Annotated in this window: 14 protein-coding genes and 1 pseudogene; 3 read left to right on the forward strand and 12 right to left on the reverse strand. The window is 69.8% G+C overall.

The window, feature by feature from the left end; translation table 11 throughout:
* Positions 1-5: 5 nt before the first annotated feature.
* The 3 genes from WBA97_RS18250 to WBA97_RS18260 are packed head-to-tail and all read right to left on the reverse strand — an operon-like array spanning position 6 to position 2,651.
* Positions 6-836 carry a class II fructose-bisphosphate aldolase gene (locus WBA97_RS18250; RefSeq protein WP_424232044.1) on the reverse strand — a complete coding sequence of 277 codons (831 nt, stop codon included), beginning with the start codon at positions 834-836 and terminating at the stop codon, positions 6-8.
* Complete coding sequence (locus tag WBA97_RS18255) at positions 817-1,728, reverse strand: 1-phosphofructokinase family hexose kinase (protein WP_424232045.1); 912 nt, start codon at positions 1,726-1,728, stop codon at positions 817-819. The genes WBA97_RS18250 and WBA97_RS18255 overlap by 20 nt, the downstream gene beginning before the upstream one ends.
* A gap of 23 nt (positions 1,729-1,751) precedes the next feature.
* Positions 1,752-2,651, reverse strand: coding sequence for an ROK family protein (locus WBA97_RS18260; RefSeq protein ID WP_424232046.1), 900 nt, complete (start codon positions 2,649-2,651; stop codon positions 1,752-1,754).
* A 42-nt stretch (positions 2,652-2,693) separates the two neighbouring features.
* Between WBA97_RS18260 and WBA97_RS18265 the strand changes: the two genes are divergently transcribed.
* Positions 2,694-3,476: a DeoR/GlpR family DNA-binding transcription regulator gene (locus WBA97_RS18265; protein WP_424232047.1), complete on the forward strand. Its 783-nt coding sequence runs from the start codon at positions 2,694-2,696 to the stop codon at positions 3,474-3,476.
* On the opposite strand, the gene WBA97_RS18270 is transcribed toward WBA97_RS18265, so the two are convergent.
* The 8 genes and pseudogenes from WBA97_RS18270 to WBA97_RS18305 form a co-directional block, all read right to left on the reverse strand.
* The gene (locus WBA97_RS18270) at positions 3,464-4,012 is read right to left on the reverse strand and encodes a TetR/AcrR family transcriptional regulator (RefSeq protein ID WP_424232059.1); all 549 of its coding nucleotides are present in this window, start codon (positions 4,010-4,012) and stop codon (positions 3,464-3,466) included. The two genes, WBA97_RS18265 and WBA97_RS18270, sit on opposite strands and share 13 nt — an antisense overlap.
* Positions 4,013-4,065: 53 nt before the next feature.
* Complete coding sequence (locus WBA97_RS18275; protein WP_424232048.1) at positions 4,066-5,151, reverse strand: acyl-CoA dehydrogenase family protein; 1,086 nt, start codon at positions 5,149-5,151, stop codon at positions 4,066-4,068.
* The gene (locus WBA97_RS18280; protein WP_424232049.1) at positions 5,148-6,326 is read right to left on the reverse strand and encodes an acyl-CoA dehydrogenase family protein; all 1,179 of its coding nucleotides are present in this window, start codon (positions 6,324-6,326) and stop codon (positions 5,148-5,150) included. Before WBA97_RS18280 ends, WBA97_RS18275 begins: the two co-directional genes overlap by 4 nt.
* On the reverse strand, positions 6,323-6,775 hold the full coding sequence (locus WBA97_RS18285) for a MaoC family dehydratase (RefSeq protein ID WP_424232050.1): 453 nt from the start codon (positions 6,773-6,775) through the stop codon (positions 6,323-6,325). Before WBA97_RS18285 ends, WBA97_RS18280 begins: the two co-directional genes overlap by 4 nt.
* Positions 6,776-6,787: 12 nt before the next feature.
* Positions 6,788-7,537 (reverse strand): 3-oxoacyl-ACP reductase FabG, encoded by a 750-nt coding sequence (gene fabG, locus WBA97_RS18290; protein ID WP_424232051.1) that lies wholly within the window; start codon positions 7,535-7,537, stop codon positions 6,788-6,790.
* Positions 7,538-7,677: 140 nt separating this feature from the next.
* Positions 7,678-7,851 (reverse strand): annotated as a pseudogene (locus WBA97_RS18295) (XdhC family protein); the annotation flags it as partial.
* Positions 7,852-8,079: 228 nt separating this feature from the next.
* Entirely contained in the window at positions 8,080-8,286 is a 207-nt protein-coding gene (locus tag WBA97_RS18300; RefSeq protein WP_424232052.1) for a DUF397 domain-containing protein, read from the reverse strand.
* Between the two features lie 5 nt (positions 8,287-8,291).
* On the reverse strand, positions 8,292-8,723 hold the full coding sequence (locus tag WBA97_RS18305; protein WP_424232053.1) for a DUF5753 domain-containing protein: 432 nt from the start codon (positions 8,721-8,723) through the stop codon (positions 8,292-8,294).
* Positions 8,724-8,750: 27 nt separating this feature from the next.
* Between WBA97_RS18305 and fxlM the strand changes: the two genes are divergently transcribed.
* On the forward strand, positions 8,751-9,959 hold the full coding sequence (fxlM, locus tag WBA97_RS18310) for a methyltransferase, FxLD system (protein ID WP_424232054.1): 1,209 nt from the start codon (positions 8,751-8,753) through the stop codon (positions 9,957-9,959).
* A 376-nt stretch (positions 9,960-10,335) separates the two neighbouring features.
* Positions 10,336-11,181 carry an NAD(+) diphosphatase gene (gene nudC / locus WBA97_RS18315; RefSeq protein WP_424232055.1) on the forward strand — a complete coding sequence of 282 codons (846 nt, stop codon included), beginning with the start codon at positions 10,336-10,338 and terminating at the stop codon, positions 11,179-11,181.
* A 112-nt stretch (positions 11,182-11,293) separates the two neighbouring features.
* Here the strand turns inward: nudC and WBA97_RS18320 are convergent, their stop codons facing one another.
* Positions 11,294-12,250 carry a helix-turn-helix domain-containing protein gene (locus WBA97_RS18320; protein ID WP_424232056.1) on the reverse strand — a complete coding sequence of 319 codons (957 nt, stop codon included), beginning with the start codon at positions 12,248-12,250 and terminating at the stop codon, positions 11,294-11,296.
* Positions 12,251-13,400: the final 1,150 nt, after the last annotated feature.

The following is a 13,400-nucleotide window of genomic DNA, read 5'->3' on the forward strand; positions in this document are numbered from 1 at the left end:
CCGCGTCAGGTGCCGAGGAGTGCCAGCAGCCGCGCCACCTCGGCGGTGACCGCGTCCCGGCCCGCGCCGAGGTACTTCCTGGTGTCCACCACGGAGGGGTAGGCCTCGAGGTACATGCGGACCGCGGTGGTGAACGTCTTGTTCAGCTGTGTCGCGATGTTCACCTTGGTCATCCCGGCCTCGACCGCGCGCCGGAGGTCGTCGTCGGACACGCCGGAGGACCCGTGCAGCACCAGCGGCACCGGCACGGTCGCGCGCAGTCGCTCGATCAGTCCGAAGTCGACGGTCGCGTCGCGGGTGAGCATCGCGTGCGACGTGCCGACCGCCACGGCCAGCGCGTCGACCCCGGTGGCGCCGACGTAGGCCGCCGCCTCGGCGGGGTCGGTGCGCGCACCCGGCGCGTGCACGCCGTCCTTGCCGCCGACCTCGCCCAGCTCAGCCTCGACGTACACGCCGCGCTCGTGGCAGTGGCGCACCACCTCGGTCGTCGCGGCCACGTTGTCCACATAGGACATCACGGACGCGTCGTACATGACCGAGCCGAACCCGAGCTGCACGGCGTGCCGCACGAGCGCGACGTCGGTGGCGTGGTCGAGGTGCACGGCGACCGGGGTGGCCGAGGACCGCGCGATCGCCAAAGTGGCCTGGGCGAGGGGTTCCAGTGCGCCGTGGTACTTCACGGCGTTCTCGCTGATCTGCAGCACGACCGGCGCGCCTGCCTGCTCTGCGCCCGCGACGAGCGCCTCGGCGTGCTCGAGCTGGATCACGTTGAACGCGCCGACACCCCCGCCCACCGCGCGCGCGGCGGTCACGATTTCAGCGGTCCGCGTGAGCATCCAGTTCCTCCACGGTGATGGCGGGCCGAAGCCGCGCGTAGGTGTCGGGATCGATGTCGCCGGCGAGCGGGCAGGGGACCGCGGCGGCGGAGGTCGCCACCGCCTCGGCGAGCCGGTCCGGCCAGTCGAGTGCGTGCCCGGCGGCGAGCGCGGCCACGCACGCGTCACCCGCGCCGGTGGGGTTTCCGTGCAGTTCCTCGGGTACCCGCACCCGCCAGGAACCCGTGTCCGACACGGCGATCAGGCCGTCCGGGCCGAGCGAGGCGACCACCGCGCCCGCGCCCCGGTCGAGCAGGACCCGTGCCGAGGAGACGGGGTCGTCGAGCCCGGTCACCTCGGTCAGCTCGTGGACGTTCGGCTTCACCACCGACGGGCGCGCGGCGAGCCCCGCGAGCAGCGGCGGGCCGGAGGTGTCGAGGATCGTCGGCGTCGTGGTCGCGCGGATCAGCTGTGCGTACGCGTCGTCCGGCAGGTTGGGCGGCAGGCTGCCGGACAGCACGACGACCGAAGCACGGGCCGCGAGCGCGTGGTAGCCACCGACGAAGTCCGCCCAGTCCGAAATGGACACCGGGGGACCGGGTTCGTTCACCGCCGTCGCGGTGCCGCCGGACACGACCGTGACGGTGCGCCGGGAGGGGCCCGCCATGTCGAACAACGCCTCCCGCAGCCCGGCCGCCAGCACGTCGACCCGGATCGCGGCACCCGTATCGCCGCCGACCAGCCCGGTGACCATGGTCTCGTGGCCGAGCGCGTGCAGGACCCTGGCGACGTTGATGCCCTTGCCGCCCGCGCGGACGTCGGCGGCGGTGGCCCGGTGCGAGTGCCCGAGCCGCAGCACGGGCACCTGGTAGGTGACGTCGAGCGCGGCGTTCAACGTGACGGTCAGGATCATCCGTGTCTGATGGTTCGCTCCGCTCACGAGGCCCGCCACGCGAGGATGCCCGCCCCGATGCAGCCCGCGTTGTCGCCGAGCTTCGCGCGCACCAGCGCAGGCACCCGCTGGAAAGCGAGTCGTCCCTCGAGTGCTTCCCGCAGCGGCACCATCAGCGTGTCGCCGGACTCGGACAGCCCGCCGCCGATCGCGACGACTTCCGGTGCCAGCAACGTGATCGCGGTGGTGAGTGCCGTGGCGAGCCCGTCGACGGCACGCGTCCACACGGCGACCGCGTCCGGCTCGCCCGCCACGACCGCGGCGGCCACGTCGGCGGCCCGGTCCACGGTCCTGCCGCTGCGCTCGCTGTAGTTGCGGGCGATGAACGCGGCCGACGCGACGGTCTCCAGGCAGCCACGCGTGCCGCACCCGCACACCTGCCCACCCGGGTCGACGACGATGTGGCCGATCTCGCCCGCGTACCCGTCGGCGTCGAGCCGGTGCCCGTCGACGAGCACGGCCGCGGCGATGCCGGTGCCGATCGGCATGAACATCGCGTTCCGCACGCCCGTCGCCGCGCCGACGGTGAACTCCGCGAGCCCACCGGTGCGCACGTCGTGCCCGAGCGCGACGGGGATGCCTGCCGCGTCGGCGAGCCGGTCACGCAGCGGCAGATCGCGCCAGCCGAGGTTCACCGCGGCCCGCGCGATGCCGAGCCGCTCGTCGATGATCCCCGGCGCGGCGACACCGACCCCGACGACGGTCGCGTCCCCGGCCTTGCCTGCCAGCTCGTCGATCAGCTCGACGATCTGGCCGACGTCGACGGAGCCCGCCACGCGGCGTGTCGGGGTGCGCAGCGTGTGCACCACGTGCAGGTCCTCGGCCACGAGGGCCGACTTGATCGACGTGCCGCCGATGTCGATGGCCGCGACGAGCCGGTCCATGCCACCGCCTTCCCAGGTAGTCAGGGGATTACATTGCACCATGTGGATCGCTACGAACGGCTGAGCACCCTGCTGGACCTGCTCGGGCAGCGCGGCAAGGTCGATGTCGACGACCTCGCCGGCGAGCTGGCCGTGTCCGCCGCGACGATCCGCCGCGATCTCGACCACCTCGCGGACCAGCAGTTGCTCACCCGCACCCGGGGTGGCGCGGTCGCCAACAACGTGGCCTACGACCTGCCGTTGCGCTACAAGACCGCCCGGCACGCCTCGGAGAAGGAACGCATCGGCCGCGGCGCGGCGGCGCTGGTCGCGCGGGGGAGCGTGGTCGGGCTGAACGGCGGCACCACGACCACCGAGGTCGCGCGTGCGCTCGCGGTGCTGCCCGAGCTGAACGGATCCGACGAGCCCGCGGTGACCGTGGTGACCAACGCGCTGAACATCGCGAGCGAGCTGGCCGTGCGCCCGCACGTCAAGATCGTCGTGACCGGCGGGGTGGCGCGGACCGCGTCGTTCGAGCTGAGCGGTCCGCTCGCCGGCCGCATCCTCGACGAGATCACGATGGATGTGGTGTTCCTCGGCGTGGACGCGGTCGACCCGGTGCGCGGCGCGTACGCCCACCACGAGGGTGAGGCGAGCATCAACCGGCTGATGGCGGAACGGGCCCGCCGCATCGTGGTGACCGCCGACAGCTCCAAACTCGGCGGGCACGCGTTCGCCCGCATCTGCCCGTCATCCGCGATCGACACCCTGATCACCGACGACGCCGCCCCCGCCGACATGGTGGCCGCGTTCGAAGCGGAAGGCGTGACGGTTCAGCTGGTGTAGCCGAGCATGCTCAGCACCAGCTCCGCGTACTGCTTGCCGAGCACCGATGGCGATGGCTTGCTCGACGGGGAGTACCAGCGCGCCACGTCGATCCCCAGCGACAACACGGCACGAGCGGCGGTACGAACGTCGGGAACGGTGAACGCGCCAGACTCGACCCCACGACCGATCACGTCACGAACCAGCCCCTCGGTACGACGCCGCAGGTCGGCCACCACCTGGTACTCCTCCGGCGGCAGAGCGTCCAGCTCGTGCTGCACCACCCGCGCGACCACATGCCGCTCCGCATGCCAGGCGACAAACCGCTCGACCATCACACGCATGGTGTCGACCGGGTCGGCGTACTCGGCGATCGTGGTCTCGACCATCGCCAGAGTGCGTTCGTGACCACTACGGCTGATCGCGAACAGCACCGCCGACTTGGCGGGAAAGTGCACGTACAGCGCGGCGGGGGACATGCCGGCCACCGTCGCGATGTCCCGGGTCGTCGTGGCGTGGTAGCCACGCGACGCGAACGACTCGACGGCGGCCGCCATCAACCGACGTGCGGCCGCCGGCCGCACGTCGGGCCACAGATCGTCAGGAAGATTCACGCGAGGATGTTCGCGTGCGGCGCGAGCAGCTGCCGGTGCCGCCCCGCGGTGCCGAGCGCGATCGAGTCGGCCTTCGCGCGCTTCAGGTACAGGTGCGCCGGGTGCTCCCACGTCATGCCGATGCCACCGTGCAGCTGCACGCATTCCTCCGCGGCGTGCACCGCCACCGTCGAGCACAGCGACTGCGCGATGCTCGCCGACAGCTGGCCGGGTTCGTCCGCCGCGTTGCGGGCCGCCGCGCGGGCCAGCACCAGGTCGCCCCAGATGTCGGCCAGCCGGTGCTTCAGCGCCTGGAACGACCCGACCGGGCGGCCGAACTGGTGCCGGTCCTTCAGATAGGCGACCGTCGTGGTGAGGCACCACTCCGCGACCCCGAGCTGCTCGGACGCCAGCAACCCGGCGGCCGTCCACAGTGCACTGTCCACTGCGGACTCCGAGGACTCCGGTCCGGCCAGCAGCGTGCCCGTCGCGCCGTCGAGCGTCACGTCGGCGACCGGACGGGTCAGGTCAAGCGACGTCACCGGGGTGACCTCGACCCCTTGCTGTGCAACGGGAACCGCGTACAGCTCGAGACCGTTCGCGCCCTGCGCGGGCACCAGCAGCACGTTCGCGGGCTGCGCGTCGGCGACCGAGCGGACCCGGCCGGTAAGGCCGCTGTCGGAGCGGATCGCGTCCGGCACGGTCGAACCCGGCGCCGTGGCGAGCGAGATCGCCAGCGTCGCGATCTGCTCGCCGGAACCGAGCGCGGCCAGCAGTGCACGCACCTCGTCGGTCGGCTTGCAGCCCAGCAGTGCCGTGGTGGCGAGGACCGCGCTGCCGAGGAACGGCACCGGCGCGACGAACCGGCCAAGCTCCTCCATGACCACGGCGACCTCGCGGGTCGACGCCCCCTGTCCGCCAAGCTCCTCCGGCACGTGGAGCGACGCCACGCCCAGCTCGGTCAGCCTGCGCCACAGGTCGAGGTCGTAGGGCTGGTCGCTCTCGGTGCGTGCGATGACCTCCGCGGGCTGCGCCCGGTCGGTCAGCAGGTCCTTGACGCTCGCCCGGAGATCGTCCTCGATGTCGGTGTAGAGAAGGTTCATCGCGGCAGGTCCTTCCAGGCGACCTTGGTGTCGGTGCGTGGCTCGGCGGGCAGTCCGAGCACGCGCTCGGCGATGATGTTGCGCAGCACCTCGGACGTGCCGCCCTCGATGGAGTTGCCCTTCGCCCGCAGGTAGCGGTAACCCGCGTCGCGACCGGTGAAGTCCACCTTCTCCGGCCGCCGCAGCGTCCAGTCGTCGAAGCGCAGGCCCTCGTCGCCGAGCACCTCCACCTCGAGGCCGGTCAGCTCCTGGGCGAGCCGCGCGAACGCGAGCTTCATCGCGGAGCCCTCCGGACCCGGGGCGCCTGCGGCGAGCTGCTGCCGGAGCCGGATCCCCGCCAGCCGCAACGCCTCCGACTGGGTCCACAGGTCAAGGAGCCGGTCGTGCAGGTCGGGGGTGTGGTTCTCCTGGTGGTCCCGCCAGGTCTGCGCGACCACGCCGGACATGCCGCCGTCCCGAGGTGCCGGGCGGCTGCCGATCGCCACCCGCTCGTTCATGAGCGTGGTCTGCGCGACCTTCCAGCCCTCGCCGACCGCGCCGAGCCGGTTGGCGTCCGGCACCCGCGCTTCGGTCATGAAGACCTCGTTGAACTCGGCCTCACCGGTGATCTGGCGCAGCGGCCGCACGTCGACACCGGGGTCGGTCATGTCGAGGATGAAGTACGTGAGGCCAGCGTGCTTGGGCAGGTCCGGGTCGTGGCGCGCGACGAGGATGGCGAACCGGGCGTTGTGGGCGCTGGAGGTCCACACCTTCTGGCCGGTCATCAGCCAGTCCCCGTCCCCGTTCTCCCGCACCGCACGGGTGCCGAGTGCCGCGAGGTCGGATCCGGCGCCCGGCTCGGAGAACAGCTGGCACCACACCTCCTCGCCGGTCCACAGTGGACGAAGATAGCGCTGCTTCTGCTCGTCAGTGCCGAAGGCGAGGATGGTCGGCGCGGCCATGCCGAGCCCGATGCCGATGCGGCGCGGGTCGTTGTCCGGCGTACCTGCCAGCTCTTCGTCCACAATGGACTGGTGTGCCCTCGGGAGGTCGAGTCCGCCGAGCCCGGTTGGGAAGTGCACCCACGCGAGCCCCGCGTCGAACCTGGCTTGCAGGAACTCGAGCGGCTCCATCGTCGTGTGGTCGAACTTGGCGAGGAATTCGCGGGTCAGCTCCCGCAGCTGGGTCTCGTTCACGGCACATACACCACGATCGTCTCGGCGACACAGGCCGGTTTCTCGCCGCCATCGATCTCGACGGTCCACCGCAGCGTGGCCTGCTTGCCCTGCGGCCGGTCGGAAATGTCGATCAGCTCGGCACCCGCGCGAATGCGGGCACCGACCGGCACCACGGACGGGAAGCGGACCTTGCCGAGCCCGTAGTTGATGCCCATCGCGAGGCCGTCGACCCGGTAGATCTCCTTGCCCAGGAAGGGAATCAGGGAGAGCGTGAGGTAACCGTGCGCGATGGTGGCCCCGAACGGGCCCTGCGCGGCCTTCTCCGTGTCGACGTGGATCCACTGGTGGTCACCGGTGGCGTCGGCGAACGTGTTGACCTGCTCCTGGGTGACGGTGTGCCACGTGCCGTGGCCGAGCTGCTCGCCCTTGGCGGCGGCGAACTCGTCGAGGTTCGCGAAGATCCGCATGTGTCGTGGTCCTCAGTCCTGTGGCCCGCCGGCCACGTAGATCACCTGGCCGGACACGAACCCGGCCTCCTCGCTGACGAGGAACGACGCGAGTGCGGCGATGTCCTCTGGCTGGCCGACGCGCCGGACCGGGATCGCGGCCGCGGCGCCCTCCTTGAACTGCTCGAACTCGACCCCGACGCGCGCCGCGGTGGCCGCGGTCATGTCGGTCTCGATGAACCCCGGCGCGATGGCGTTCGCGGTGACCCCGAACTTGCCGAGCTCGATCGCGAGGGTCTTGGTGAAGCCCTGCATGCCCGCCTTGGCTGCGGAGTAGTTGGCCTGGCCCCGGTTGCCGAGCGCGGAGGTGCTGGACAGGTTGACGATGCGGCCGTAGTTCTCCTGCGTCTGGTACTTCTGCACCTCGCGGCTCATCAGGAACGCACCGCGCAGGTGCACGTTCAGCACCAGGTCCCAGTCGTCCTCTGACATCTTGAACAGCAGGTTGTCGCGCAGGATGCCCGCGTTGTTGACGAGCACGGTCGGCGCCCCGAGCTCGTCGGCGACCTTGGTCACCGCCGCGGCGACCTGCTCGGCGTTCGACACGTCGGCCCCGACGGCGAGCGCGGTGCCGCCTGCCTCCTGGATGGCGGCGACGGTGTCCTTGCAGTTGTCCTCGGTGAGGTCGACGACCCCGACGACGAAACCGTCCTTGGCGAGGCGTTTGGCGACAGCGGCACCAATCCCTCGGGCACCACCGGTGACGATCGCGACACGGGACACGGGTTCTCCTTCGAACGCTGTGGCAACGAGCTAAGCAAGCGCTTAGTAAGTTACCTCGTCGGTGGAGAGCGGGCAACCGTGCCTCGACCACGACCAGCGCCTCGCTCGCTTCGCTGGTGTGGGTCGTGACGGCGGGCCGTTCAGAACTCGAAGCCGCCCGGTTTGCCGTTGCGGTCCGCGATGAGCCCGGCGAGCGTGGCGATCGCGATCTCCGGCGGGGTGCGGGAGCCGATGTTGAGGCCGATCGGGCGGTGGATGCGAGCGATCTCGGCGTCGGCGACACCCAGTTCGCGCAGCGCCGCCACGTGCGGGCCAAGCCGATCCAGCGTCTCAGGAACGTCACCGCCGCCTTCGTTGCCGACGCCGGACTCAACCCTGGTCACCGACCTACCCGCTCACGTCCAACAACTCGTGAACGGCTACCTGGCCCTCGACAACGCTGACCAAGCCCTGGCCCGCACTTTCCTCCATGCCATCCGCCACCGCCCCCAAACATGACCCCCGGGAAGACCGCAGCCGGCCCCGTTCACCGTCCGTATCGGTTAAAGCATGTCGCTGTCGTACCTCTTGGCGGACGCACGGAACCGGTCCCAAGCGGCGTTGGCCAGCAGCAGGACAGCGCCGGTGGGCTGTTTTGAGTCACGGATGGCTACCGCCTCCGGCACGTGTGCGATCTCGACGCAGTTGTTCGCTCCGTTGGTGCGAGATGACTTGCGCCACCGCGCGCCGGGGAGCTCCGAGGCGAGCATGGTGATCACTTCCTATTTTCCAGCGCGGCGATATGGTCGTTGATCAGGGCGAGCGAGTCGGCATCGCTGAGTGCGGCGACTCGCAACCGGTCGAACACCAGGCTATAAGCGTTGGTGTGTTTTGGTCGAGGCAGGTAGTCGGAACTGGTCAGGCTCTCGACGTAGGCGAACGTTGCCTTGGCGGCGGCCAGGTGCAGCATGACGAACTCGACGCCGAGCCCTGGGTGTGCGCCCGCGTTAATCGGCATTATCTGGAGCGTCACGTGATCCAGTTCCGCCAGTTCATGGAGCCGGAGTAGTTGACCGCGCAGCACGTCGGGCCCGCCAACTGGTCGGCGGATCGCTTCCTCACCGAGGACGACCCATACCAGTGGTGGGTTCGGGCCCAACACCTTCTGGCGAACGTCGCCAGTCGCGTCGTGTTCCACACAGATCACGGCACCACCTCCAGTGAAAGCGAGAAGATGACCAGCACCGCCACGCCCGACGCCGAGCAACTACGTAACCAGCTCGCCGACTACATCCGAGGACGCGGCACCTTCCACACCCCGGAAGTCGAAACCGCGTTCCGCACCGTGCCCCGGCACCTGTTCCTCCCCGGCGTTGACTTGGCCACCGCCTACGCTCCGAAACCCGTTGTCACGAAACGAGCTTCTGACGGTACCGCTCTTTCGTCCGCGTCCAGCCCCAACCTGGTCGCCGACATGCTGGAACAACTCGCCGTCAGCCCCGGTGATCGCATCCTGGAGATCGGCGCCGCGACCGGCATCAACGCCGCGCTGCTGTCCGAACTCTCTGGACCAACCGGACACATCGTCACCATCGAATACGATGCAGACCTGACCGCCGGAGCCCGCTCCAGCCTCACCAACGCCGGATACGACGCGGTACACGTCATTCACGGCGATGGCGCCGTCGGCGACCCCGCACACGCGCCCTACAACAAGATCATCGTCACCGCCGGAGCCTGGGACATCACCAAACACTGGTGGCAACAACTCGCCCCCAACTCCCGCCTCGTCGTCCCGCTCCGCCTCCATGGCAGCGGCCTCACCCGCTGCATCGCCTTCGACCTCACCGCACCCGGCCACCTCACCAGCGCGTCAGCGTTGGTCTGCGGATTCGTCCCTATGCGCGGCGCCACCGAACACGACGAAACCCACATTCAACTCACCGACGACATCGTCTTCCACATCGACACCGACGACAGCACCGACACAGTCGACCCCGTCGCACTCCGCTACGCCATCAACACGCCCGCCCACAACCGGCCAACCGGAATCGTGCTACACGACAACGACCCCGTAGAACACCTCGACCTGTGGCTACTCACCACCGGACAACACAATTTCGGCCGACTGTCCACCGGGAAACTCGCCCGCGAAACCGGACGCGCCAACCCCGCACTGCGCTGGGCCGGCGCCAGCATCTACAACACCAACAGCCTCGCTTATCTCACTCTAGACGAAACCAGCGACAACACCAGCGAACTCGGCATCACCGCCCACGGACCGAGCAGCGAAAGACTCGCCACCGAACTTGACGACCGCCTCCACCACTGGCACCAAGAGAAACCAGCCCAACCACTGATCACCGCGCGAACCACCCCAAACACGGAAACCGCGCCGAACAAGCTAACCCGCCCCAACACCGCCATCACCATCGACTGGTAGTCGCAACAGCATCCACACCGACCGGCGCTTATCGCCCACGGTGGGAGATAAGCGCCTTTGTGAGCTCGGATTCTGTCCTGTGATTCTGACGTCTTACTTTGGTTGGGACTGTCTCAGGACACCACCACCCACTATCAGTGCCGCCGCACACGTCGAGAAGGCTGCGTCAGCCCCGCCTGGCGAGTCCGGACAGACCGCAGAGCGACCTCCGGTCCGTCGGCCAGAACTTCGGAGTTCTTATTGCATTGACGTCAGCTCTGCCACCGGCGACGCGAACACGGCCACCAGCGTGCGGGTCTCGGGCGGCGCCTGCTCCTCGCCGTGTGCCACCGCACAGTTCGGATCGTCTGTCGCCATGGGTTCTAGGGTGGCACGCGTGCCGAAGAACGTCACTTTGCCGTACAACGGGCTGGCCCTGGACCGCGGTCGCCGAGGGGACCCGGACTGGGTGGCCTCGGCGCGGGCGGCCGGGCGCGTACTGGCGTTCTGGCGGGACCGTTGTCTGGTGGCCGGTGGTGTGCCGGTGAACATGACGACCTCTCCGAGAGAGGCTTTGTTCCTCGGTGAGGGTGCGGTCGGCGTGTTCGCCGTCGACCTGTCCGACGTGGCGGAGGACGCGGCCGTGCGGGAGGCGGACGCCGACGCGGCGGTCGACATCAGGGGACTGTTCACCGGGCTCGACCCACAGGAGGCGGCCACGCTCGCCTACGCGCGCGGCATGCTGCACTGGACCCGCAACCAGCGGTTCTGTGGTGCGTGCGGCGGGGAGACGGCGGCCGAGCAGGCCGGGCACGTGCGGCGGTGCGGCGCCTGCCGGAAGATGCACTTCCCCCGCATCGAGCCCGCGGTGATCATGCTGGTGGAGTCGCGGGACCGGCGGCGGTGCCTGCTCGCGCGGCATCGGGGATCGGTGGCGTTCTCGACGCTCGCCGGGTTCCTGGAGATCGGGGAGAGTCTGGAGGACGCGGTGCGGCGGGAGCTGGCCGAGGAGGCCGGGGTCCTGGCGCGCGAGGTGGCCTACCAGGCGTCGCAGGCGTGGCCGTTCCCGTCCGGGCTGATGGTCGGCTTCCGTGCCGTTGCCGAGACCGACACGGTCGCCGTCGACCACGACGAACTGGACGAGGCACGCTGGTTCACCCGCGACGAGGTGCGTGCCCTCGGCGACCGCCGTCCGGACTCGATCGAGTCACACCTGGTGGGGACGTGGCTGCGCGAGGGCTGAGCAAGGCCCGCCCTACGTCCTACGTGCGAGCGAAGTAGCCCGAGCGCACACGGCCCCCGTCGACTGGCGGAGCCTTTCTCGTCCCCCGAGTGTCCAGCCCTCTGCCCCGTGGTTACGCGGCCAGGAAGGCGCGGCGGCGCTCTGCCCACTCCGCGCTGCGCCACTCCTCCGGCAGGGTCGCCAGAGACTCGGCCATCAGCTCCCGGGCTCGTTCGTGCTCGCCCAGCTTGTCGAGCACGAACGCGTGTGTGCCCAGGAAGAACGCCGGGGTGTACCAGTAGGTCGACTCCACCAGCTCAGCCGGGTCGATGCGGTCCACCATCGCCTCCGCCTCCGACAGCAGCCGGTAGGCGGCCCCCCGGTCGTCGGCGGCCGAGATCTCCGCCGCCTGGTAGGTGAGGTACGTGCGCAGGCCCGGGTTGACCCTGGTGTCTCGCCTGGCGGCCTCGGACAGGGCGGCCGCCTTCTTGTGCTGCTCGCGGCGCATCGCCGTGTAGGCAGCGAACGACAGCGCCGTGGTGACCCGTTGCGGGTCGTCGGCTTCCATCCCCAGCACGGCCGCCCGGTCCAGGAACCGTTCCGCTTGGGTCCAGCGCCGGAGCGGCACGTGCAGCCACCCCGCGTACTGGGTCAGCTCCGACGCCAGCCCCACCGCCTCGGCGCGGACACCGCCGCGCGCCTCGTGGGCGAACCGGTCGGTCATCGCGAGGTAGCCGCGCACAGACGGGAGCACCGTGGCAGCGCTGGTCTGGTCCTCCAGCCGCCTGGTGGCGGCCAGCAGCGCCGCCACGGTGCAGAGGACTCCCGTGTCGACGCGGCGGGGTGTGTCGGCGGCCCGCGCGAAACGCTCGTCCGCCAAGGCCACCAAGGTGCCGTCGGCGGCCAGCTCGTCGTCCAGGCGCTGGGCCAGTTCCAGCCCGGCGGGCTTGTGTCCGTTCAGGACTCGCGACAGGTGGCCGGGGTCGAAGTTGGTCAGCTTGGCGAGGGAGCGCAGCGACAGGTCACGGGCCTGCATCAGCTCGCGTGCCTTCGCGCCGAACGTCACCGCGTTGCCCCTTGCCGTGGTCAACAGGTCAACAGCTACTCCACGTCCAGGGTACGGCCGACGCTGGACGTATGCCCTTCGCCGCTGACAACCGACCTGACGCGCCTCTGGCCTCCGTGGTGCATGACGGGTGCGCCTGTGGCGTCGGCCGGGCGGTGGCTGACCGAACGCTCGGTGTGCCGCGCGGGGTTGACGCTGGGCCTGTGCTGGAGATGCCGCCCGGGGTGCGGCATCTGGCGAGGCGAGACGCGGACGGGACTTGGCGCACCCTGTGCGGGCAGGTGGTGCCGTGTGGGCACCAGTGCCCGACAGAGGCCGAGCTGCGCGCGTCCAAGGTCTGGACCTTGCGGTCCTGCAGCGGATGCCACCAGGCACTGATGTCGAGCTGACACGGGCGCCTGACGGTGGGTGCCTGGGTGGTGCAACGCGTTGCCCAGACTGGGTGACCCTGCGTGTCACGAAAGGCGCTTTTGGGACGTTCAACCTGGATCCACCGTTGCGGTTTGCCTCGCCGGTTTGCCTCCGGCGGCTCCTCGCCGGAGGGGCAGGTCTCCAGGATGGCGGGGAGGTTTGCAGTTTCGGTTGCGTTGGGTTCGGGTCTGCCTGCCATCCCATCGACCTCCCAAGGGCTATCACGCCGTGTCAAGGGGGCCAGGCTCTTGCATGGTGTGCTTTGGTCTGTTGGGCCCCCTTGACACGGCGTGATCGGGCTTCGCCAGGTCGACGGGATGGCAGGGAGCCCCTTTGGTGGCGGGCTTACGCCCTTCGGGGCGCCCCTTTCGGGGCGCTGGGCACCGCACCCTGCGGGTGCCATGCCCCGAAAGACGGGCTTTCGGGGCATGGTTGGTGGCACGAAAGCCGATTTTGGGGCGTTCAACGCCCTGAAAGCGCCTTTCGGGACATCGCGTCTGTCCGCCACCTCTGACGGAACGCCGCTGGGGGCGGGCGCTACGCGCCCGGCCCGCGAAGCGGGCTTGACCAGGCCGACACCCATCGCACGACCAGATGACCAAGAAGAACATCGGTGGATTCAGGCTCAACGTCCTCAAAGCGCCTAATCAGTTCTGGGAGTCGGCCGTCGGGCAGACTCTTGGGTTGGTGGCCGACTGGCGGGTGAGCACTCTGAGCGCCTGGGCGTTGAGTCCTGACGAAAGATCGTGCCCTTGCTGGTAGG

It is taken from the genome of Actinophytocola sp. (assembly GCF_049647105.1).
Lineage (GTDB): Bacteria > Actinomycetota > Actinomycetes > Mycobacteriales > Pseudonocardiaceae > Actinophytocola.

Coding starts and splice junctions, on each gene's coding strand:
- WBA97_RS18250 (WP_424232044.1), bottom strand. CDS start 836: ATGCTCACGCGGACCGCTGAAATCGTGACCGCCGCGCGCGCGGTGGGC.
- WBA97_RS18255 (WP_424232045.1), bottom strand. CDS start 1,728: ATGATCCTGACCGTCACGTTGAACGCCGCGCTCGACGTCACCTACCAG.
- WBA97_RS18260 (WP_424232046.1), bottom strand. CDS start 2,651: ATGGACCGGCTCGTCGCGGCCATCGACATCGGCGGCACGTCGATCAAG.
- WBA97_RS18270 (WP_424232059.1), bottom strand. CDS start 4,012: ATGGCGGCCGCCGTCGAGTCGTTCGCGTCGCGTGGCTACCACGCCACG.
- WBA97_RS18275 (WP_424232048.1), bottom strand. CDS start 5,151: ATGAACCTTCTCTACACCGACATCGAGGACGATCTCCGGGCGAGCGTC.
- WBA97_RS18285 (WP_424232050.1), bottom strand. CDS start 6,775: ATGCGGATCTTCGCGAACCTCGACGAGTTCGCCGCCGCCAAGGGCGAG.
- WBA97_RS18300 (WP_424232052.1), bottom strand. CDS start 8,286: ATGCTCGCCTCGGAGCTCCCCGGCGCGCGGTGGCGCAAGTCATCTCGC.
- fxlM (WP_424232054.1), top strand. CDS start 8,751: ATGACCAGCACCGCCACGCCCGACGCCGAGCAACTACGTAACCAGCTC.